Annotated in this window: 18 protein-coding genes, 4 pseudogenes, 1 riboswitch and 1 other annotated feature; of the genes and pseudogenes, 4 read left to right on the top strand and 18 right to left on the bottom strand. The window is 37.4% G+C overall.

The window, feature by feature from the left end; translation table 11 throughout:
• Positions 1 to 101: 101 nt before the first annotated feature.
• The 3 genes and pseudogenes from OR571_RS08275 to OR571_RS08265 all read right to left on the bottom strand — a co-directional run bounded on the left by OR571_RS08275 (position 102) and on the right by OR571_RS08265 (position 1624).
• The gene (locus OR571_RS08275; RefSeq protein WP_282242349.1) at positions 102 to 272 is read right to left on the bottom strand and encodes a Fur-regulated basic protein FbpA; all 171 of its coding nucleotides are present in this window, start codon (positions 270 to 272) and stop codon (positions 102 to 104) included.
• 58 nt (positions 273 to 330) lie between these two features.
• A complete protein-coding gene (locus tag OR571_RS08270; RefSeq protein WP_282242348.1) occupies positions 331 to 894 on the bottom strand; it encodes a VanZ family protein in 564 nt (187 codons plus the stop codon).
• A pseudogene (locus OR571_RS08265) lies at positions 895 to 1624 on the bottom strand (AAA family ATPase).
• Positions 1625 to 1738: 114 nt separating this feature from the next.
• On the opposite strand from OR571_RS08265, the gene OR571_RS08260 reads away from it, so the two are divergent.
• Both OR571_RS08260 and OR571_RS08255 read left to right on the top strand, forming a co-directional pair.
• The gene (locus OR571_RS08260) at positions 1739 to 2287 is read left to right on the top strand and encodes a DUF3298 and DUF4163 domain-containing protein (protein ID WP_282242347.1); all 549 of its coding nucleotides are present in this window, start codon (positions 1739 to 1741) and stop codon (positions 2285 to 2287) included.
• Positions 2288 to 2349: 62 nt separating this feature from the next.
• Positions 2350 to 3126 carry an HAD family hydrolase gene (locus OR571_RS08255; protein ID WP_282242346.1) on the top strand — a complete coding sequence of 259 codons (777 nt, stop codon included), beginning with the start codon at positions 2350 to 2352 and terminating at the stop codon, positions 3124 to 3126.
• Between the two features lie 112 nt (positions 3127 to 3238).
• Here the strand turns inward: OR571_RS08255 and serA are convergent.
• A pseudogene (serA, locus tag OR571_RS08250) lies at positions 3239 to 4824 on the bottom strand (phosphoglycerate dehydrogenase).
• A complete protein-coding gene (locus tag OR571_RS08245; protein ID WP_282242345.1) occupies positions 4824 to 5984 on the bottom strand; it encodes a pyridoxal-phosphate-dependent aminotransferase family protein in 1161 nt (386 codons plus the stop codon). Before OR571_RS08245 ends, serA begins: the two are co-directional and overlap by 1 nt.
• Before the next feature lie 60 nt (positions 5985 to 6044).
• Positions 6045 to 6276, bottom strand: a binding site (T-box leader).
• Positions 6277 to 6658: 382 nt separating this feature from the next.
• Here OR571_RS08245 and OR571_RS08240 point away from each other — a divergent pair.
• Positions 6659 to 8023 carry an aspartate kinase gene (locus OR571_RS08240; protein WP_282242344.1) on the top strand — a complete coding sequence of 455 codons (1365 nt, stop codon included), beginning with the start codon at positions 6659 to 6661 and terminating at the stop codon, positions 8021 to 8023.
• A gap of 127 nt (positions 8024 to 8150) precedes the next feature.
• Here the strand turns inward: OR571_RS08240 and OR571_RS08235 are convergent, their stop codons facing one another.
• The 13 genes and pseudogenes from OR571_RS08235 to OR571_RS08175 all read right to left on the bottom strand — a co-directional run bounded on the left by OR571_RS08235 (position 8151) and on the right by OR571_RS08175 (position 20114).
• Entirely contained in the window at positions 8151 to 8723 is a 573-nt protein-coding gene (locus OR571_RS08235) for a class I SAM-dependent methyltransferase (protein ID WP_282242343.1), read from the bottom strand.
• Between the two features lie 45 nt (positions 8724 to 8768).
• Positions 8769 to 9671 (bottom strand): NAD(P)/FAD-dependent oxidoreductase, encoded by a 903-nt coding sequence (locus tag OR571_RS08230; RefSeq protein WP_282242342.1) that lies wholly within the window; start codon positions 9669 to 9671, stop codon positions 8769 to 8771.
• A gap of 23 nt (positions 9672 to 9694) precedes the next feature.
• On the bottom strand, positions 9695 to 10108 hold the full coding sequence (locus OR571_RS08225) for an RrF2 family transcriptional regulator (protein WP_282242341.1): 414 nt from the start codon (positions 10106 to 10108) through the stop codon (positions 9695 to 9697).
• Between the two features lie 347 nt (positions 10109 to 10455).
• Entirely contained in the window at positions 10456 to 10767 is a 312-nt protein-coding gene (locus OR571_RS08220; protein WP_282242340.1) for a DUF4830 domain-containing protein, read from the bottom strand.
• 86 nt (positions 10768 to 10853) lie between these two features.
• On the bottom strand, positions 10854 to 11930 hold the full coding sequence (locus tag OR571_RS08215) for a helix-turn-helix transcriptional regulator (protein ID WP_282242339.1): 1077 nt from the start codon (positions 11928 to 11930) through the stop codon (positions 10854 to 10856).
• Between the two features lie 94 nt (positions 11931 to 12024).
• Positions 12025 to 12522, bottom strand: a complete 498-nt coding sequence (locus OR571_RS08210) for a GNAT family N-acetyltransferase (RefSeq protein WP_348775031.1) — start codon at positions 12520 to 12522, stop codon at positions 12025 to 12027.
• Positions 12520 to 13001: pseudogene (locus tag OR571_RS08205) on the bottom strand (NUDIX hydrolase); the annotation flags it as partial. The gene OR571_RS08210 and the pseudogene OR571_RS08205, both read right to left, overlap by 3 nt.
• Positions 13002 to 13391: 390 nt before the next feature.
• Positions 13392 to 14669: an MDR family MFS transporter gene (locus OR571_RS08200; protein WP_282242336.1), complete on the bottom strand. Its 1278-nt coding sequence runs from the start codon at positions 14667 to 14669 to the stop codon at positions 13392 to 13394.
• 757 nt (positions 14670 to 15426) lie between these two features.
• Positions 15427 to 16695 (bottom strand): nucleobase:cation symporter-2 family protein, encoded by a 1269-nt coding sequence (locus OR571_RS08195; RefSeq protein WP_282242335.1) that lies wholly within the window; start codon positions 16693 to 16695, stop codon positions 15427 to 15429.
• Positions 16692 to 17279 (bottom strand): xanthine phosphoribosyltransferase, encoded by a 588-nt coding sequence (locus OR571_RS08190; RefSeq protein WP_282242334.1) that lies wholly within the window; start codon positions 17277 to 17279, stop codon positions 16692 to 16694. Before OR571_RS08190 ends, OR571_RS08195 begins: the two co-directional genes overlap by 4 nt.
• 148 nt (positions 17280 to 17427) lie before the next feature.
• Positions 17428 to 17529, bottom strand: a riboswitch (purine riboswitch).
• Positions 17530 to 17667: 138 nt separating this feature from the next.
• A complete protein-coding gene (locus tag OR571_RS08185) occupies positions 17668 to 17961 on the bottom strand; it encodes a hypothetical protein (protein WP_282242333.1) in 294 nt (97 codons plus the stop codon).
• Between the two features lie 30 nt (positions 17962 to 17991).
• A pseudogene (locus tag OR571_RS08180) lies at positions 17992 to 19079 on the bottom strand (NAD(P)/FAD-dependent oxidoreductase).
• Positions 19080 to 19082: 3 nt separating this feature from the next.
• Positions 19083 to 20114: a S66 family peptidase gene (locus OR571_RS08175; protein WP_282242400.1), complete on the bottom strand. Its 1032-nt coding sequence runs from the start codon at positions 20112 to 20114 to the stop codon at positions 19083 to 19085.
• A 211-nt stretch (positions 20115 to 20325) separates the two neighbouring features.
• On the opposite strand from OR571_RS08175, the gene ypfJ reads away from it, so the two are divergent.
• Positions 20326 to 21174, top strand: coding sequence for a KPN_02809 family neutral zinc metallopeptidase (gene ypfJ, locus OR571_RS08170; protein WP_282242399.1), 849 nt, complete (start codon positions 20326 to 20328; stop codon positions 21172 to 21174).
• Positions 21175 to 21240 lie beyond the last annotated feature (66 nt).

Raw genomic sequence — 21240 nt, 5'->3', positions numbered from 1 at the left:
TGCTTTCACTGACTTATTAATTGCTCTAAGCTATCTTGTGGATTCTAATATTAAGAAACGTTATATAAAATCAATAGTTAAGCATAAAAAAAGCGCCTTATTTATAGGCACTTTTTACTTTCTTCTTCTGCTATATATTCTTTCATTAATTCATAATAATTTAGTTGGTATAATTGTCTTCCATCGATTTTAAATATTCCTTTGTTCACTAGATCCTCAATTATATTATCACGTTTTTCTTCCATTTTTGATTCTTTCATTTGCATGTTCATAGTTGTCTCCTTGCATAGTTAATACAATGTATGTTTACCCAAATTAGAGGATAATAAACTACTTTTTAAAAGCTTTCGTGATAACTGGAAAACGTTTATGGATGAACAAATAACATAGATACCCTAAAAACGCACCTAGTGTATTCAGCCAAAGATCGTCCACATCGCTGCTTCTACTTTGAGGAATTTGCATAATTTCAATAAAAAGCGATACGCACAATCCCATGATTACTGTATTTGGAAAATATACCATCCTTCTATAAAGTAACGGTAACAAAAAACCGATCGGCACAAAAAGAATAATATTTCCAAGAAAGTTAATATAAAAAGGTTGCCAAAATCCTAAATACACAATCGCATTATATGTTTCTTTTACAACCCGAAACAGCTGTAAGTTCACGCCTGTTCCATAGACTTGCTCCGCTCCTGACTTCGGAAGGATGGTTTGAGAAAATAGTCCGATGAGAACACATATAAACAGAAGAAACCCGATTTCATGCAAGCTTTCCTTTACATTAAATCCTCTTTTCTTCCAGCGAGCGATACGCCAAATAATCACAAGTGGGAGAGCTATACAAATAAAAAAGAACATATCGTCCAAATAAGCCATAATGACACTCATCTATTCACCTGCTAACAATTCCTCTAAAAATTTTCCACGATGATCTAAAAAATACTTGGTTATTTGGTAATGGCCCGTCATTTCATATTCTACTTCTTCAATTTCGCCATGATCAAAACTAAGAATGGTAGCATTAGGATAACCTAAAATAATCGGGGAATGCGTGGCGATGATAAATTGACAATCTTCTTCTTCCACAAGATCATGCATAATACGCAAAAAAGACAGCTGCCTTTGTGGAGACAAAGCTGCTTCTGGCTCGTCCAATAAGTAAATAGCACGTCCATTGAAGCGGTTTAAAAATAACGAAAGAAACGATTCCCCATGTGATTGCTCATGTAAAGACTTCCCTCCATAGCTATCTAAAACGCCGGGCGTTCTCTTTCTAGCTCATCAATATGGGAAGCGAATTGATAAAATGATTCTGCACGTAGGAAAAACCATTTGTCACTTTAGGCATCCACGACAAACGAATATATTCTCCTAATGCACTTTCCGAAGCATCTACCTGAAATAAATTATTTCTGCTTCCACCCGCAGTATTAAATTCACAATTATCCGCAATTGCTTCTAGTAATGTAGATTTCCCAGTACCATTTTCGCCAACCAAGAAAGTTACACTGCTTGTTAGCTCAATTTCTGTTAAATTTTTTATCGTTGGTATCGTAAACGGATACTGATCCTTCATATTTGCTTCTCTATGTAATATTGAGATTTTATTTAAAAACATATGTATCCTCCCCTACTCATACTATCTATTAATAACTCCGAAAGGCTGTGAACCTTGAATCTACCCGTTCGCATTGAAACAAAGCGTATTTTTAAACATTCACCTTCCGTAAATGTGTACTATCCTATTGTAACTAACTTACACTATCCGCATATAGAAAAAAAGATTAATGCAGATATTATTACACTTCTTAACAAAATATTGATCGAGCAAGGCTTTTACACAGAAGGCGTACAAGAGATTACTGGATATTATGAGATAAAAAATAATCAGCGGGGCATTTTAAGCATATTATTGATTGTTTACACTTTTTCTGGCGGTGCTCATGGTTTAACCGTCTGCAAATCGTTAACTTTTGATGTTACTACTGGGAAAATGTATACATTACAAGAGTTATATAAACCGAATAGCGATTATGTCAAAACCTTATCTGCCATTATCAATAAAAAAATTATTGAATGGGATGTGCCACTTCTCGGAGAATTTAAGGAAATACGAAAAGACCAAGATTATTATATTGCAGACCATTGTTTAGTCATCTATTTTCAATTATACGAGATTACGCCATATGTATATAATTTTCCGTTTTTCCCTATTGTCATTAAAGATATTGAAAGTCTCGTTCCAGTAAATAGTCCACTTGAAAAAATGCTCTACTTCTAGTGACACTTCCCCTTTACTAAGTTAAAGTATTAAGTAAGATATTAAAGGGGGAAAATTCAGAAATGAAAGCTATTTTTTTCGATTTAGATGATACTTTATTATGGGATAAGAAAAGCGTGGAAACCGCATTTCAAAAAACATGCGCATATGCGGCTTCAAAAGTAAACGTCGATGCAGCATCACTAGAACTTGCCGTTCGTGAAGAAGCAAGTGCCCTATATGATACATATGAAACACGTCCTTTTACACAAATGATTGGTATAAATCCTTTTGAAGGGCTATGGGGAACTTTCGATGACCCGAGCGAGGATTTCCAAAAGATGAAAGCGATCATCCCCGAATTTCAAAAACAAGCATGGACTAGAGGATTAAAAAAATTAGGTATTGATGATGAAGCATTTGGAATGGAGCTTGCTGAATACTTTCCTAACATGCGAAAAGAAAGTCCATTTATATATGAAGAAACCTTTGAAGTGCTCGACCAATTAAAAGATAAATACACTCTTCTGTTAATGACAAACGGATCGCCTAGCCTACAATATACGAAATTAGAAATCTCACCAGAAATTGCTCCATACTTCGACCATATTCTTATTTCCGGAGCATTCGGAAGAGGAAAACCAGACCCATCGATATTTGAACATGCGCTAGATTTAGTCGGAATTACAGCAGATGAAGCACTGATGGTTGGGGATAATTTGATGACGGATATACTTGGCTCTTCCAAAGTCGGTATGCGATCAGTTTGGATTAACAGAGAAAACAAACCGGCAAGTGAGGAAGTAGAGCCTACTTATACGATTGAGAACTTACGTGAGCTATTTGCAATTCTTGAATAGAGCCCCAAAAAAGAGCTTGTCTCATAGTCGCTAAATAGACTTGGGAGACAAGCTCTTTCTTTTCATTTAATGATTTTCCAACTAAACACCGAATTATTCCAACTAAATTAAATTACAAATCAATCGGTGTCGCATCATAAATATCTACTAAGCCCTTCAGCTGCTCGACGCCTGTCTCTTCTACGTGCTTATCAATGGATAGCATCATAATTGCATCCCCACCAACTTCAGAACGTCCAACTTGCATCCCTGCAATATTAATACCTTCTGCAGCAAGTAACGTTCCTACACGGCCGATAGCACCTGGTTGGTCTTTATGGCGAATGAATAATAAATAACCTTCTGGCACAACATCTACAACAAAATCATCCACACGTACAATTCGAGCTCCTAGGCCGTTTAAAAGAGTACCAGATACTTTACGAGTTTCCTTGTCAGTTTTTACTTCTACTGTGATTAAGCTCATAAAACCTTTAGACTTCGTTGTTTTATGTTCGTTCACAACAATTCCAATCCGATCAGCAAGGAATTTAGCATTTACATCATTGACTGATTCGCCTAGCTTACTTTTCAGTAATCCTTTCACTGCATTTCTAGTCAGTGGACCTACCGTCATATTAGCTAGCTCACCAGAGTAGTAAATATTTAATTCTTCCGCCACTCCGTCTGCTAAGTCACTTAAAATGATCCAAGTTTTTCAACTAGATTAAAGTATGGTTCAATTTTGGTCATAATATCTTTTGGTACAGATGGAAGGTTTACTGGATTTTTCACCACTCCACCTTGTAAAAAGCTCACAACATCGTAAGAAACATCTACTGCAACAATTTCTTGTGCTTCAACTGTACTTGCACCTAAGTGCGGTGTTGCAATTACCTGTGGAAGTGTCAGTAACTTGTGATCTAAAAACGGCTCTTCTTCGAACACATCTAATGCTGCTCCAGCCACTTTTCCTTCTACAATTGCATTGTACAACGCATCTTCATCGATAATGCCCCCACGTGCACAGTTAATGATTTGTACGCCGTCTTTCATTTTTTCAAATGCTTCTTTATTTATTAAATGACGTGTTTCCTTCAGAAGTGGTGTATGCACTGTGATAAAATCAGCAGCTCTGATTACTTCATCGATTGTTCCAAATTGTACGCCCAGTTTTTCAGCTTTTTCAGGTGTTAAAAATGGATCATAGGCTATCACATTCATTCGTTGACCTTTTGCACGTGTTGCAACTTCTGCTCCTATTCTTCCTAGTCCTACTACACCTAAGGTTTTGTTTTTAAGCTCTACACCGATAAACGCTTTGCGATCCCATTTTTGATTTTTCAATGCATGAAAGGCTTGTGGAATATTGCGAGCCAGTGACATAAGCATAGCTACTGTATGCTCAGCAGCCGAGTTCGTATTACCATCTGGTGCATTTACAACGATAATTCCACGTTCTGTCGCTGCAGGTAAATCAATATTGTCTACCCCCACCCCAGCACGACCAATAATTTTTAGTCTCGTACCTTTTTCAATAATTTCACGGGTAACTTGGGTCTGGCTACGAACGAGTAATGCATCAAACTCTCCTATTCGTTCTCCAAGTTCCTCTGGTGATAAATTCGTTTCTATTACTATATTAAAACCTTCAGCTTGTCTTAAAGGATAAATCCCATCTTCGCTTAGTGGATCACTAATTAAAATATTAAATGCCATTATTTATTCTCCCCTTCATTTAAATAGACTAGTTGTGCTGCCGCTGTCGCTTTTCCAAGTTCGATATCTTTTCCGATTTTCTTTAAAGCTACTTCCACTGCACTAATAATTTGAAGTACATCTGCTGGAGAGCAATAGCCCATATGACCGATTCGGAAAATCTTGCCGGTTAAGTGCTGTTGACCACCTGCAATAGAAATCGCAAATTCCTGCTTTAATATTTTTCGGAATTCCTCTGCATCAAAATCCTCGGGTTGTACAGCAGTTACTGTTGGTGAAGCATCCTCATCTGTTGTTAATAAAGGAATATCAATTGCTTTAAATGCAGCACGAGTCATTTTCTTCAGCAACTCATGTCTTGCATATACCTTTTCTAATCCTTCCGCTTCTATTAAATTCAATACTTGCTCTAAACCAAACAATAGTGAAAGTGCAGGTGTGAAAGGTGTTGTATCTTTTAATAAATTGTCTCTATATTTTTTTAGATTTAAATAAAAACGTGGTTGCTCATTTTCTTCAATGATTGTCCAAGCTCGCTCACTTGCCGCTACAAACGTCAACCCTGCCGGTAACATAAATGCCTTTTGAGAACCAGTTACCATCACGTCGATTCCCCACTCATCCATTCTTGTTTCTACTCCACCTACACAAGAAACACCATCTACCACTATTAGAACTTCTGATACTTCACGAACTGTTTTAGCTAGAAGGTCAATTGGGTTTAATACTCCGGTAGAAGTTTCACAATATGTAGAAAACACAACTTTCACTTCCGGATGTTCGACTAAAAATGCTTTCACTTCTTCTGGGTTCAATGCTTTGCCCCATTCAACATCTAATACATGTGTTTTTATATTGTACGCTTGGCAAATTTTTGTGAAGCGATCGCCGAATGCACCAGTCACCACAACAAGTACTTCCTCACCTGGCTTTACTACATTGACTACTGCAGTTTCTAGTCCAGCTGTCCCACTTCCCGCAATAATCGCAACTTCTTGTTCTGTCCCAAAAACACGTTTTAATCCCGGAGCGATATTTTTTAACATTTGAGATGTTTCTTTTCCTCTATGACCAATCATTGTTTGATTCATCGCTCGTTGAACACTCGGTGGAATTGGACTCGGTCCTGGAATTCGTAAAATGGTTTGATCTTGTAACATATTCATTCTCCTCCCTATTTTGAAAAACAAAAAAGCCCTTCGCTCCCTACACATATATATGTAAGGGGCGAAGAGCTTGTAAAAACTCACGCGGTACCACCCAAATTTACTGCAGAAAAACTGCAGCCTCAAAAGAAATATGCTTAACGCGCTATTAGACGGATGAACCTACTAAATCGTTCAGCTCACCAATTCAAGAGTGGAACTCTATAAACGAAATCACTGATTTGCACCACCCATCAGCTCTCTTTAGACTTCAAATTATAAAACTTGTCTCTATCCAAATTGTTAATGTGTTATTGAATTTAAATCCATATTATCAGAGTAATTTTTATTGTCAATATAGTAAAAATATTTGAAAGCGTTATCATTTAAAAATCTTTTAAAAAAACATTGATTTAACGCCTTTTTTTACAGATGAAAAATATTTTTCAAATTTTTATAATTCGTATTTAAGTGTTGCATATACTAACATATCAACCGATAATAATGAATAACTATTAATACACGAACTTAAAATATAAAATATAATAATTCGTTCGTATTAAGAAGAATCTACAGGCAATAATTTCAACAAATATATTGACTGAAATCATTATAATTTGTACACTGTATAAAATCATTTGTTTTTTCTAGAAATACATTCATATATTAAAAAGTAAGGATTTGATAAAATGAAAGTGAGTAAGTTTGGTGGAACATCTGTTGCAAATGCAGAACAGATAAAAAAAGTAGCCGCAATCGTGAAAGCAGATCCATCTCGTAAATTCGTAGTCGTGTCAGCACCCGGAAAACGATTCGACGCCGATAAAAAAGTAACTGATTTATTGATTGAGTTAGCAAATGCAGCAATACATAATGAAAATGTCGAGGAAAAACTGCAAAATGTAGTTAATCGCTATAGAGAAATTGCAGAAGGGCTTGACCTAGAACAAACAATTTGCGATGTGATTGAAAAGGACTTACGCATTCGTACCCTTGAAAGTAAATCTAATGCCGAGCTATTTGTAGATAATATAAAAGCAAGTGGAGAAGATAATAATGCAAAGCTTATTTCTTCGTACTTTACAAGCATTGGTATGCCAGCACAATACGTTAATCCGAAAACAGCAGGGTTAGTCGTGAACGATTTACCAGAACGTGCCCAGGCTCTACCTGAAGCGTATGAAAACTTAAATGCACTACGTAACAGTTCGGAAATCACCGTTTTCCCTGGATTTTTTGGATATACAAAAGAGGGGGTTCTTCGCACATTTGAACGTGGTGGTTCTGATATAACTGGATCTATCGTAGCAGCAGCAGTTCAAGCGGAATTATACGAAAACTTTACGGACGTCGACTCTGTTTTTTGTGCAAATCCTAGGGTTGTTAATAGCCCGGCAGAAATTGAAGAAATAACATACCGTGAAATGCGAGAGCTTTCTTATGCAGGTTTCTCCGTTTTTCATGATGAAGCATTAATGCCTGTTTACAAAACTGGCATTCCCGTTTGTATCAAAAATACAAATAACCCTTCTGCTCCAGGTACAAAAATTGTAGCTGAGCGAAAAGCTAACCGTCGTCCTGTTACTGGAATCAGTGCAGATAATGGGTTTTCTATTTTATATGTGAGCAAATATTTGATGAACCGAGAAATTGGTTTCGGTCGTAAACTACTTCAAATTTTAGAAGAAGAGAATATTTCCTATGAGCATACACCATCAGGCTTAGACGATATCTCTATTATTATGCGAAGTCATCAACTGACACCCGAAAAAGAAGTGCGTATCATAGATCGAGTCATAAACGAGCTTCATGCAGAAGACGTACATTTCCGTCATGATTTTTCGATGATTGTAATTGTTGGAGAAGGTATGAACAACAGCACAGGGCTTGCAGCACGTGCGGCCACAGCTATTTCTAGAACCGGTGCCAATATCGAAATGATTAACCAAGGATCCTCTGAAGTCAGCCTTGCATTCGGTGTTCACAGAAGCAATGAGAACAAAATATTACGCGAGCTGTACAGCGAATTCTTTGCACCTGTAACAGTCGGATAACTAAAAACCTCCAAGAAGATTGGCTCTTCTTGATTTTTAGGTTGCCCTTCTCAATGGTGCTATGGTAAGAATCAATTAAATACTTTAGAGACATTTAATATCCTTAATTGAATAAAAAATTAATTGGTTAATCTGTCTTTTGTGCAACAAGCATATATAGAGATTCAGCCGGGAAAAACTTCTCCGTTATCTGGAATCCTGCTTCTTTCATTTCCCGCTCCATTTTTTCCAAGGTAATTCTCGGAGCTTTCTCGGATTTTCCTTTTGGTTCAAGTTCGAGACAGATTAGATAGCCTTCTTTTTTCAGTACATTTTTCATTTGCTGTAACAACGGGGCAATTGGCTGAATTTCATGCAGTACCAGAGAAGCAATGATTACATCGCTAGAGCCATCAGGTAAAGGCAGTGCCTCCATACTTCCCTCTACCGGGACAATATTCGTAAGCTGTTCCTCTAGGGCTTTCTCATTTATTATTTCGAGCATCGCAGCGTCGATATCCAGAGCGTATACGTTACCCTTAATCTTTTTCGCCGCTGGGATGGAAAAATAACCGGTTCCAGCGCCAAAATCCAATATACTATCCGTTTCTTTTAGGGGAATTCTGTTCAACAACTGTTCCGGGGAAAATTCTTTTCTTCGTTCGGGACTTTCTAAGTACGATACTTTTCCTTTATTGTGCTTACCATGCATGTGATGCATATATATCCTCCTTTTTTAAGCAGCTGTTTAGGCATGCTGTTACGCCTAGTTAAATTTTTCCTCAATCAGAGCTGCGTTCACAGCCATTGCAGCCATACTACCTTCCCCCGCTGCAATAATTAATTGAGAGGGACCAGCAATTCGCGTGTCTCCGCAAGCAAAAACTCCCTCTGTCTTCGTGCGTTGCCAGCTGTCCGTTTCAATGCCGCCATGCTCGTTTAATACATATTCCAGTGAGGATTCAAAAGAAGCGGCCTGTTTCCATTCTGCAGCGATAAATCCACCTTCACGAAGCACTGCTGTGTCATCTTCCAACTGTATTTTTTCCAGCATCCCTTCTTCGCCAATGAAAGCGGCAATCTTCTTTTCATTAATACTGATGCCTCTGCTTTTGAGTAATTCTTGTTCTTCCAGCGAAAGGACCTTACTGCCGTTGGTAAAAATAATTAAATCGTTCGTCCAGTTGGACACCAATTTCGCCATATGGAACGCCCTTTGATCCTCTGCAATCACTGCCAGTGGTCGATCTCTTAATTCCCAGCCATCACAGAAAGGACAGCTGAATAGGCTCTTGCCATAGAACTCTCTCACCCCTTGAATATCCGGAAGGACTTCCTTAAAGCCAGTTGCGAGAATGATCTTTTTAGCGCTGTAAACTTCCCCATTATCTGTCTCAACCTGAAACAAGTTGTTTTCTTTATTTATACGATGCACTCGTTGCTTTTCGATACTCACGTCTGGGTACTTGCTTAGTTCTTCCTGGGCGATCCTTTTGAGTTCCTGCGGATGTATACCATCCCTTGTGATAAACCCGTGGGACTCAGAAGTCACTATATTTCTCGGTTTGTTGTCATCGAACAGGATAGTTTTACGTCTTGATCTTCCAAGTACTAAAGTAGCATTCAGTCCAGCCGGACCTCCTCCAATCACAGCGCAATCTAATATCATCTGGTTCACTCCTTTAATAAAATTTAACTTTTTTCTTCTTTCTGTTTGGATTGTGCCTCTTTAGCAATATCGATCAAAAGCTTGGATTCGAGTTCAGCTTTCATATTTTCCTCTACCTGCCTCATAACGTTTTCAATCAAGCAGCCTTCATGATGAATGGAGCAATCGAATATGCTAGTATCTCCTTCAATCGCATTAATTACATCCAAAAAAGATATTTCCTGTTTTGTTCTGGAGATTTTATAGCCTCCCTTTGCGCCCGGCGTCGACTCGATCAAACCGGCTTTCGCAAGTTTAGTTAATATCTTAGAAAGGTACGTCGGGGAAAGCTTCTGCATTTCCGCTAATTCCTTCACTCCCACCGAGCTCCCCCCAGGCTGTAGTATCAAATGAATCATCGTATGTAGGGCGTAGTTTGTAGCGTTTGAATACCTCATACTTTACCTCCTTATTCCAAAGTGGATATTAAAGATTCTTGATATCCGTAATAGTAATATTGATGAGTTTATCACTGGAAGTGAAGGAAGTCAACTTGTAGGTTCATTAGTTCACGACCACGTTCTAGCGTTTTCTAATGATCCTTTCTTATTATTGATCGCCATTGTACTACATAAAAAAAAGAGACACCATAAATGAATAAATGATGACTCTTCTTGTTTTTTTCAGGGGATAAAATTCAGTCCAATATTTGCGAAACGTTTCAAGGCGGACGCGCATTGTTCGGGAGCGGTTGCGCAACATTCTCCCGAACAATAATTCTTTTGTTAACTAGTATCGACTTTTATTACTTAATCATTTGTTCATTGATTAGACGTTCTTTTTCGTCCAGATTAAATATGCCAGGATCCCAATTTGGAAGAACTCCATACCCCCCAATAACTTCTCCCTCGACTTCGAATACCACTGCTTTCAAACGTTTTCCTTCAGCATCTTCTTCTCTTAAATCATAGGAATGCTGTGTAACTTCTTCTCCTAAATGCTCACTTAAAAATGTAATTTCACTTGCTTCATAATTACGAAGCATTTCATCAGGAATATCTAGTATACAAGTTTCCACTTCTAGTAAATCATTAATTTCCCATCCCTTGTTTGACAAATATATTTCGTGTTGTTCATTAAGGTTTTCGTGACTGCAAGCTGAAACAAATAATATACCAATAACTATTAATAGTATTCTCATTTTCATCTATTTTTATTAATTAGCTCTATATATTGTAAATCACCGTAACCTATGGTTGGGAAACGTTCAAATAATCGATTGATCATTTCTTTTGTTGATAGAGCTTTATTTTTATTAATATATTTTACCACTGGATTATCTTCGTTTAGCATATCTAAATATATGTTTATTGCTTGATACAAAACCGGCATGACTTCATGAGAGGGTTTAGCATGGTTGACCAACACCTCTTTATATACTGAATGATAAGGACCTAATTTAAGTTCAGTTTGATTAACTTTAAATTCATCCTCTCTGAAACTATTTAGAAACACTTTCCCTTCATAACCTGACTGTTCAAGATAGGCAAGTATAGTCAATAGGTTCATTTGACAAAACATGTCTTCACCAAACCATAATACGATACATTTATACTCTTTATTAAAAAGATTGGCTAAGGGAGCGATAACCTTTTCCATATATCTCTCCACTGGTTCATGATGACCTACAGCTCGAATAAGTATAAATTCTTTATCAAATGTTTGGTCCGTAGTCTCATTTACACACATCGCTTCATTAAACGGTGCGTAATCAGATTCACCCATCAATCTGTTATTGTTAAATTCCTCATACATAACCTGACCATTTAAGATATGTAATACATCTTTGTCAAACAACTCACTTCTATCATGACGTAGCTTTTCCACCTCGATTTTTTTAGAAATGTTCATTTTATTCCACTCCCCGTTTTTATTAATATTGAGTTTAACAATTGACTGAACTGGAAATTTGTTGAGTTGATATTCTCTCGGATTGATACCAAAAATATTTTTAAATGCTCTACTATACGCTTCATGTGAAGAATAACCATAATCAAAAGCAATATCGATTATTTTCTTATTGTTTGCCAAGTCTTCTGTAGATAAATACAATCTTCTAAGAAGAATATAGCGTCTAATACTTATACCTGTTATTTGATGAAATTTAAATGAACAATAATAAGGGGAGTATCCCATATAATTTGAAAGTTCATCTAAGGAAAACTTATTTTTAAAATTTGTTTCAATCCAATCAATCATAAGCTGTATTTGTTCATTCATTTGTCTCACTCCTACATTAAATAATATAAGGAATTCGTTTATATTTCTTGATACTTCTTGTGTTTATTACGTCATGAATTTCCAGTGCCATTTTTCAAAGACATGGCATATGATTCAATCGCGTAGTTTTCACGTAATGAACGATTGTCATTTTATCATTTACTTTCCACTTCTCATCTGTTTGTACATAACCCATCTTTTCATACAAATAGCAATTTCTTTTTTCCTCTTGTATCGTATCCAATTCCCAACGATTCGCTTCTGGGTGTAAACCTTCAAGCCGCATCATCACTTGTTGGGCGATACCTTTGCCTTGAAATTCATCTAAAATATTGATCATATGAAATCGCATGACCCCTGGTGATTTCGGATATACATGTACACTTCCGACAAGCAAATTTTCTAGCGTTATTTTAAAGTAATCCCCAGTTTTTAAACGCTCTTTAAAACGCTCAAACGTTTGGTTTACCGGGGTTGTTTCATGATCTTCGTATTTTTCATAAAGCGGTTCAAACACTTTTCTTTGTATTTCGAACAACTTTTCCGCATCCTCTACAGTTGCTTTTCTGAGTGAAATCTTGGATTCAATCATGGTAAATAAAGTATCCAAAATATGATAGGGAATAAATTCACCAGTTTGGACTAATTCTCGAATTTCTTCCATCGTAGCCCATTTTGCATCTGCAACTTCTTCGTATTGAAGGCTTAAATCCTCGATGTTTATGTCTTGGATCACAAGAAATGATCATCAAATCCTCTTTCAAATTTAATCGTAAACAAAATCTCGGAAGTGGACATCTCTATATCGATCCCAAGTTCTTCCTTTACTTCACGGATTGCGGCCATTTCACTTGTTTCTTCTGCAAGTGCTGATCCAGCAGCTGAACAGTCCCACATGTTAGCCCAACCTTTTTTCCAAGGCTGTCGTCGCTGGATTAAAAACTGACCGCTCGCATTCATTATCCAAACATGAATGACTTGATGAAAATCTCCTTCTTGCATCTCTTCTCCGCGAATATGGGTTCTCTTTGTTTTCTCACGATTTTCATTATAAATATCCCAAACTTCCATTTTCCCACCTACCCCTATATTGATTCGATCATTATATCATTTAAATCCTTTTTGTTTGACACCATCATTTATTTATGTGATAATGCGATATGTTGACATTTTTGGTACGACATAAATTTAGAAATATGGCATTCTGCTTTATGTGTTTTTGATAATACTTATTCACACTGGCGCGACTATAGGGTCGCAAGGACGTAAAAGAAGGTAGGGTTTACGTTGCTTAGGTTAGAAAGCAAACCAGTGGAACAATTTACCGCGGCATTGAAAGGGAACTCTTTCATGTAGATTATTCCCCGAACTTTTTCGGGATGAAATTTAAAATTCAAAAGTTATGTTATACCTATACAAAACCAAGGGGTACTCTTTTACTTAGAGTACCCCTTGTCCAATTTACGCAGCTATTTCATTTCGTCTCTTGTCATATTCCTTGAACATCACCAAATAAATAAATCCACTACCTATCGCTAAAACCGCTAGAATAACAAATGTCCATGTGAAGCCGATCCAGGTTACAAGCGGAAACACCAATGGTGCAATTGTTCTTCCTATCGTATAACGCAAACTTGCAGCAGCAAAGTATTGTCCCCTCATATCCGCCGGCGCTAACTTTGACACGAAGCTTTCTTGCAATCCAACCGTCGCTAGCTCCCCCAACGTAAATATCGCCATTGCAATTAGGAACACCCAAAAGTTTGCAGTCATCGGGAAAATGAGCATAGCAATCATATATAAGAATGACGAAAGAAAAAACACCCATTTCTCCGGATATTTAGTCATCCACCTTGATACAAAAACCGTTAGCAACACAACCAATAATCCGTTTTCGGATAATAAAATACCGAAAGAGCCTTCACCAGTTACTGCCCATTCCCTACCAAAGAAATTTCCTAATACTTGTTTATCAATAACCTCTTTCATATAAACAGGTATCAGCAGGTCTAACTGCATAAACGTTTGCCCAAGTAATATTCCCGCAATTACATAAAGGAGAAACACTCTATCCCGCACAATTAATCCATATGCCTTCACTTGATCGACCACTACTCGGATCCAACCATTTCCGCCTTTTGCAACTAGCTGATTCTTCATCTCTTCTGGCAATGTCTCCTCGGTTAATAATCGAAGAGCCAAACCAACTAAACAGAATATAATACCTGCCGTCAGCAATAATGCAAAGCGATATTGGAAAAATAATACTGCTCCTACAATTGGACCAATCACAACTGAAATATTGATGGATGTATAAAACACCGAAAAGACAGTACTTCTATCACTCTCCGGCACAACATCTGCCACAATCGCCTGACTCGCTGGATGATAAAATGAACCAGCTACTCCAGCAATTGTGAAGGCTACAAAGCTAAGCATCGGAGAATCTAGCCATGGTGAGTTAGCAAACGCAAAAAGGATAAATGCTGCCCCTTCCACCGTAGCTGAGAAGAATAACATCGTTCTTCTACCAAAACGATCTGCACAATAGCCTCCGATTAAATTTGCTGCAACCGAAAAGACTTGCGAGATTACAAGCAAAATTCCAGCCATACTAGTTCCGAATTCATCTGCAAAATATATAGCAAGAAACGGAAACACCATCCAAAAACTTAAGTTACTAAAAAACTCGCCGAATAATCGGACTTTTAAAGGCCTATCCCAATCTCTTATTCTCATAACTTTTTCCTCATATCTAATAGATTATACTATCCTATCATAATGTTTCGGTTTTCGAAACAGCAAAACAGGTTTTTACATATGTTTTACAAACAAAAACTCTCCTTAAACAATTTTCCCCTTCAAGATAGATGAGCTAATACTTTTGTATTGCATAATATAGGGAAACCGCGCGGTAAGATACTAAAATGTCCGCAATGATTTCCGCTCCCGGCGGACGCTTTCCGTGGGGCGAGCGGTGAGCTAATCCCACAGGAGTCGTCGCCTTACACTCCAATCAATAGAACCTACTAATAATCACTATAAAGTAAGTCTTATTCCATTAATCTTAGGTTTTTCCTATAGAAAAACAATATAGTACTAGATTTAGTGCATCATTTCTTAGTAATGAGCAGACTCTACTGGATTGTAGCGAAAGGGCGGCGACTCCAGCCGGAATAGCTTGAGCTGAAGACCCTGGACTGAGCGTAGAGAAGGAAGCGGCTGAAGTCAAGCCGGCGGAAAGCGTTCACCCTGTAGCGGAAATCCCATCGGACACTTGATTCAACTCACTACCGCGCAGTTTCCCTATAATGCGCATTAAGGAGCTTCTAATTAGGCATTATATGCGTTATATTTCCTTATTAGAGATTAGTCTAATAATTTGCGGACTCTAAATTTAAATAGAAGCTTTTCCACTACATTCGTCGAGGAGTTTAACACTAGCAGTCTATAAAAAACGCGAAGGTGTAGAAACCTTCGCGCTGTACTGTTTATATTATTTTTTATAAGGAATCATATTAAAGATAATATTGAGCACAATTGCTGTTATACTACCAGCTACAATTCCGTTACTCGTTAAGATTTGGAAGCTATCTGGAAGCGAAATAAATAGGTCTGGAACTACTGTTACCCCAAGTCCCATACCGATGGAACAAGCGATAATCATCGAGTTATCCCCTGATCCAGATACTACTTTGCTCAGCATTTTTACACCTTGTGCCACTACCATTCCAAACATCGCAATCATTGCGCCACCTAACACAGAGTTAGGAATAATTGTCGTAAGCGCAGCTATTTTAGGGATGAACCCTAGTGCTATTAACATACCGCCTGTTATATAAATAATATTTTTCGTTTTAACACCCGACATTTGCATCAAGCCAACGTTTTGCGAAAAAGTGGTATACGGGAATGAATTGAAAATACCACCTAATAATACAGCAATACCCTCAGCACGATAGCCTTTTGTTAAATCTTTTTTCTCTATTTTTTTATCGAGAATATCACCAAGTGCAAAGTAAACCCCCGTTGACTCGACTAAAGACACCATTGCTACTAATATCATCGTTAATATTGGTGACCACTCAAAAGTTGGTGTACCAAAGTAGAATGGCTGAACCATATGAAAATAATGAGCTTCTACAACTGGTGTGAAATCCACTTTCCCCATAAACATCGCAGCAATTGTTCCAAGAATTATACCAAGCAAAATAGAAATTGCTCTAATAAAACCAGTCGAAAAACGGTAAAGTAAGACGATGAAAAGTAATGTACCAAACGCTAAAGAAATATTGGAAACAGATCCAAAATCGCTAGCACCTTGGCCTCCCCCCATATTATTAATCGCTACAGGAATAAGGGTAATCCCAATAATTGTTACAACCGAACCAGTTACTACCGGCGGGAAGAACTTCACAAGATAACTAAATACACCGCTAACTAAGATAACAAATATACCTGATACAATAATTGCCCCATAAATAGCGGAAACACCATATTCCCCACCGATCGCAATCATCGGACCTACTGCTGTAAATGTACACCCTAATACAACAGGTAGACCAATACCAAAAAAACGATTGCTCATCACTTGTAAAATCGTTGCAACACCACACATTAAAATATCAATGGCAACTAAATATGTTAACTGCTCCGAATTAAGTCCAATTGCACCACCTACAATAAGTGGAACGAGTACTGCCCCTGCATACATAGCAAGAACATGTTGCAAACCAAGTGCAGTGTTTCTTAACGCATTGTTCATACAGTTGCAGTCTCCTCAAAGAAAGTGACTTGTCCATTCTCTAGAGACTTAATATTCGCAAGAGACTCTACTCGAACTCCTTTTTCACGGATAAGGCTACCGCCAGTTTGGAAACCTTTTTCAATGACTATACCGACTCCCGCATTTCGGGCATTTGCCTGCTCTAAAATTTCCATTAGTCCAAGAGCGGCTTGTCCATTTGCAAGGAAATCGTCAATGATTAACACTACATCATCACTATTGATAAAATCTTTGGATACTGAAATATCATTTGTTTCATTTTTTGTAAATGAATATACTTTCGAAGTATATAAGTTTCCTGACAGAGTGAGAGATTTACGTTTGCGAGCAAAAACTACTGGAACTCCTAGTGTTAAACCTGCAAACATAGAAGGTGCAATACCCGAAGATTCGATTGTTAAAATTTTTGTAATCCCCGCATCCTTAAAACGTGCAGCAAATTCTTCTCCAATCGCTTGCATTAGTACTGGATCAATTTGGTGATTTAAAAATGTATCTACTTTTAACACTTGTTCAGATAGCACTTTACCTTCTTGAACAATTTTTTCTTTTAATAATTTCATAAGTATTTGATCCCTTCGTTTTCATTTTTTTTCAAACAAAAAAGCCCGATGATACTGCGCCAAACCATAAGTGGAGTGGAACAATGTCATTCGAGCTTATAAATTCGAATAAAAATAAAAGAAATCATGACAGAGAGGTCATAAATTCGATTATTTCATTGCCACTCATAGTCAGCTTATTTACGGTAAGCCGGTAGAAACTTGCAGGCCATATTCCTGCGATTATACGAGTTAATACTATTTGAATATTTTTCATTATAGCACGACAATGATCTAATTCAATGAATATAAAATAAGTTCAATGATTCACAAAATTCAGTGGAAATTTAACAAAACGATTACAAATTCATTACAAGAATATAAAGGCGGCCTGTACCTATAAAAGTAGCTATGTTTTATTCTCTGTTTTTAATAATTTGAATGCATGTATGAAAGGTGTAGGATTATCTTGAATCTTATAAGAAAATACTCCTTGGTTTGTGTGTAAGTATAGGATACCTCCACCAAAAGAGAAAGATTTATGTGATATATCATGAACATGTCGAAGTTCAAAACGATGTCGGGCTGTAATGATTCCTTCTATACTTAGCTGGAGTTCGTATTGAATTTCAATTTGTTGCATTTGATAGTAAAAATCTATTTTCCGTTCAATTTCAATATAAACAATTGAATACTCGTTCAAGCATACACCTCCTAGCTTTTCCATCTTCATTTAATTTGGAGCGTACATAGATAAATCTAGCACAGTTTTATGCCCTAACGCTAATCTAGCAAGCTCTGCGCCGACAAATGGTCCTGCAGTCAATCCGGAAGCACCTAAACCATTTGCAAAAAAGATGGAATCAAATCCAGGTACATTTCCGATTACCGGTAGAAACTCAGGTGTAAATGGTCTGAATCCTATTCTGACTTCCTCTATTTGCGCAGTTTCCAATGTTTTGGCAATACTAGTAGCATTCTCTAATAATAGAGTTTTTCCTTCTTCTGTTATATGATGATCAAATTCTGTAACCTCTTCATACGTAGAACCAGCCACTACTTTCCCCTCGTCAAATGCTAACAAATATTGATTTGTCGGTGGCAAAACGACTGGCCATTTCCCTGTACCTTTATCTTCTATATCAAAATGCATAATTTGTGCTTTTTGAAAGCTTACTTTCATGTCTTTCCCTAATTTAGATGGAATCTCATTTCCCCAGGCTCCAGCAGTCAAGATAATCTTATCCGCTATTAATTGCTTTCCATTCACGAATACACCACCATCCAAAAGCTGTGCATCTCCATCTATTATTTCCGCCCCTAGCTTTTTAGCTGCACGTATCAAGGCATCTCGCATGGCCCGCCCATCCACTCTAGCAGCCCCTTCGACGTATAAGGAAAAAAAGTCTTCTGAAATAAGTGGAAATAGGGATTTTGTTTCATCTGGTGAAAGAATTTTCAACTCTCCAATTTCAGGTGCTTCTTCTCTTTTTTCTAGTGCCCGATCAAGCATCTTTTGAAGCTTTTTCGCATCGTTTTGTAATGCAACTGCACCTACTTGCTTATATCCAGTGGAAGTTTCCCCTAATTTCTCAAGTTCACTTACAAGCTGTTTATAATATTTAGCACCATTTCGAACAAGCCCATACCATTTTTTATTTCTTCTTTGGGAAATCCAGGGGCAAATAATTCCTGCAGCTGCCGCAGATGCTTGACCGAGATCTCGTCTATCAATTAGCGTAACTTTTACATTCTGTTTTGCCAATGATACGCCGTAGAGGCACCTAAAATCCCGCCCCCTATTACAATAAAAGAGGGCATTTGTTACTCCACTCCACTTTCTAAAATAGAAAAAGTTACCTTCTCACTATCAATTTCTGCCAAAGCTCCATAAGGTAAGACAAATTTTGGCTCTGTATGACCAAAATTTAAATTGTAGAGAATCGACAAATTCGTTAAATCCAATTCTTTCATTATTTTTAATATGGATTCTTTATACTCTTCATAGTACTTTTCTTTCAAAGGCTTTCCAAAAATAATACCTTTTGCCTTTTGTAAAATTCCTTGTGCGCCATAGTTCCGTAACCAATATTCGATATAAGTGGGTTCTGGCATCTCTTCTGACGTTTCAAAAAACAAAATACTATCTTTCCAATAAGCGTCATTTGGCCAAAGAGCTGTCCCTTTTGCAAATTCTAACACTTCAATACATCCCCCGATTAATGTTCCTTGTACTACTCCATTGCCTTGTAGTAATTCATAGCCACTGTTAGGATACATGTTTCGTTTTGTGTTTTTGTTTTCCACAACCCATTCTAAGCGATCACTTGTCCACTCAGCTGCCGGTTTAACTTCTCCGATCACTTCATTTGTAAATAAGGTCTTTTTTAAAGCTTCCACTGTGTATTCATGCATTTCCACATTTTCCGCGAAGTCCATTAAAATAGCTGGACCGTAAAAAGAAGAAATTCCTGCTTTGTGACAAAACAGATGTGTCACAGTAGTATCTGAGTATCCAATGAATACTTTCGGATTTGAACGGATAATATCAAAATCTATATATGGCAGTAAACGAATGCTTTCACTCCCGCCAATATTTGAAATAATCCCTTTTATCGTTGGATCTTTAAATGCATTCATCAAGTCCTCTGCCCGAGCCTTTGGATTTTCATATAAATAATCAGCGCCCTTTAAACTGTTCGGCATTGAAACAACTTCTAAACCAAACACTTTTTCCAAACGTTCCACTCCTTGTTCATATCTCCATTTTAAATCAGGTTCTCCTGCTCCACCCCATGATAAACTAATCGTAGCCACTTTATCTCCCGGTTGAAGCATTTTTGGTTTTATCAGCATCATAAACAATTCCCACCCTTTTTATCCCAGTTTTTCAGATCGTAATACTCCAAACAATTTTTGTAATAATCATCAGCGAGGAATGAAGATCCCCACTGATGAAAGTTTCACTTTATCCTCATTATAGCGGAAAGATTCCATTTATTATTGTCTAAACTTAAAGAAATTGGGTATAAGATAATTATATTAGCTTTGAATGGAAGTGAACGAGATGAAATGGCAAGGCAGAAAAGGAAGTTCTAATGTAGAAGATCGACGTGGAAAAGGCGGCGGAAAAGCAATCGCTGGTGTTGGAGGCGGTCTTGGACTCATTATTGTGCTTATCGTAACCTTGCTTGGTGGGAATCCAGAAGATTTAATCGGTAATTTAGGCGTTACTGATCAATCTAACTCTGCCCCTTATGTTGAAACAGCACAAGAAAAAGAACTAGCGGAATTTGTTTCTGTTGTACTCGCAGATACGGAAACCGTTTGGACTGAAATATTCCAAGAAAACGGCTTACAATATACAGAACCAACCCTTGTACTATATACAGATAGTGTAAATTCAGCGTGTGGTACTGCTGGTGCATCTGTTGGTCCCTTTTATTGTCCAGGAGATCAAAAATTATATATCGATTTGAGCTTTTATCAAGAATTACAGGATAAATTCCATGCACCAGGGGATTTTGCCATGGCTTATGTTATTGCACATGAAGTAGGTCATCATGTACAAACTTTGCTCGGAACTTCTGATCAAGTAATGCCACTTCGTCAAAGGTTAAGCGAAGAGGAATTCAATAAATACCTAGTCAGATTTGAACTTCAAGCAGACTATTATTCAGGTGTATGGGCAAAACATGCAGCGGGAATGGATTTGTTAGAAGAAGGGGATTTAGACGAAGCACTAACTGCAGCTAGCGCAGTCGGAGATGATACGTTACAAAAACAAGCAATGGGATACGTCGTTCCAGAAAGTTTTACACACGGTACATCTGAACAACGTAAAGCCTGGTTTTACAAAGGCTATGAAAATGGAACGATACAAGGCGGAGATACCTTTAAAATTAAAACTCCTTAAAGCAGATCCAGGTGGTCTGCTTTTTTTCATTGACCCGAGCGAAAGAAACTGATTATAATGAAAATA

Source organism: Psychrobacillus sp. NEAU-3TGS, from assembly GCF_029955155.1.
Classification (GTDB): domain Bacteria; phylum Bacillota; class Bacilli; order Bacillales_A; family Planococcaceae; genus Psychrobacillus.
The sequence above is the reverse complement of the archived record's forward strand: the minus strand, read 5'-3'. Positions and strand labels throughout refer to the sequence as shown.

What these genes read in the sequence shown, in the direction of transcription:
- OR571_RS08225 (WP_282242341.1), bottom strand. Translation starts at nt 10,108, where the DNA reads ATGAGGTATTCAAACGCTACAAACTACGCCCTACATACGATGATTCAT.
- OR571_RS08200 (WP_282242336.1), bottom strand. Translation starts at nt 14,669, where the DNA reads ATGAGAATAAGAGATTGGGATAGGCCTTTAAAAGTCCGATTATTCGGC.
- OR571_RS08255 (WP_282242346.1), top strand. Translation starts at nt 2,350, where the DNA reads ATGAAAGCTATTTTTTTCGATTTAGATGATACTTTATTATGGGATAAG.
- OR571_RS08210 (WP_348775031.1), bottom strand. Translation starts at nt 12,522, where the DNA reads ATGATTGAATCCAAGATTTCACTCAGAAAAGCAACTGTAGAGGATGCG.
- OR571_RS08190 (WP_282242334.1), bottom strand. Translation starts at nt 17,279, where the DNA reads ATGAAATTATTAAAAGAAAAAATTGTTCAAGAAGGTAAAGTGCTATCT.
- ypfJ (WP_282242399.1), top strand. Translation starts at nt 20,326, where the DNA reads ATGAAATGGCAAGGCAGAAAAGGAAGTTCTAATGTAGAAGATCGACGT.
- OR571_RS08240 (WP_282242344.1), top strand. Translation starts at nt 6,659, where the DNA reads ATGAAAGTGAGTAAGTTTGGTGGAACATCTGTTGCAAATGCAGAACAG.
- OR571_RS08235 (WP_282242343.1), bottom strand. Translation starts at nt 8,723, where the DNA reads ATGCATCACATGCATGGTAAGCACAATAAAGGAAAAGTATCGTACTTA.
- OR571_RS08195 (WP_282242335.1), bottom strand. Translation starts at nt 16,695, where the DNA reads ATGAACAATGCGTTAAGAAACACTGCACTTGGTTTGCAACATGTTCTT.
- OR571_RS08175 (WP_282242400.1), bottom strand. Translation starts at nt 20,114, where the DNA reads ATGCTGATAAAACCAAAAATGCTTCAACCGGGAGATAAAGTGGCTACG.
- OR571_RS08230 (WP_282242342.1), bottom strand. Translation starts at nt 9,671, where the DNA reads ATGATATTAGATTGCGCTGTGATTGGAGGAGGTCCGGCTGGACTGAAT.
- OR571_RS08270 (WP_282242348.1), bottom strand. Translation starts at nt 894, where the DNA reads ATGAGTGTCATTATGGCTTATTTGGACGATATGTTCTTTTTTATTTGT.
- OR571_RS08245 (WP_282242345.1), bottom strand. Translation starts at nt 5,984, where the DNA reads ATGTTACAAGATCAAACCATTTTACGAATTCCAGGACCGAGTCCAATT.
- OR571_RS08275 (WP_282242349.1), bottom strand. Translation starts at nt 272, where the DNA reads ATGAACATGCAAATGAAAGAATCAAAAATGGAAGAAAAACGTGATAAT.
- OR571_RS08215 (WP_282242339.1), bottom strand. Translation starts at nt 11,930, where the DNA reads ATGAATGAACAAATACAGCTTATGATTGATTGGATTGAAACAAATTTT.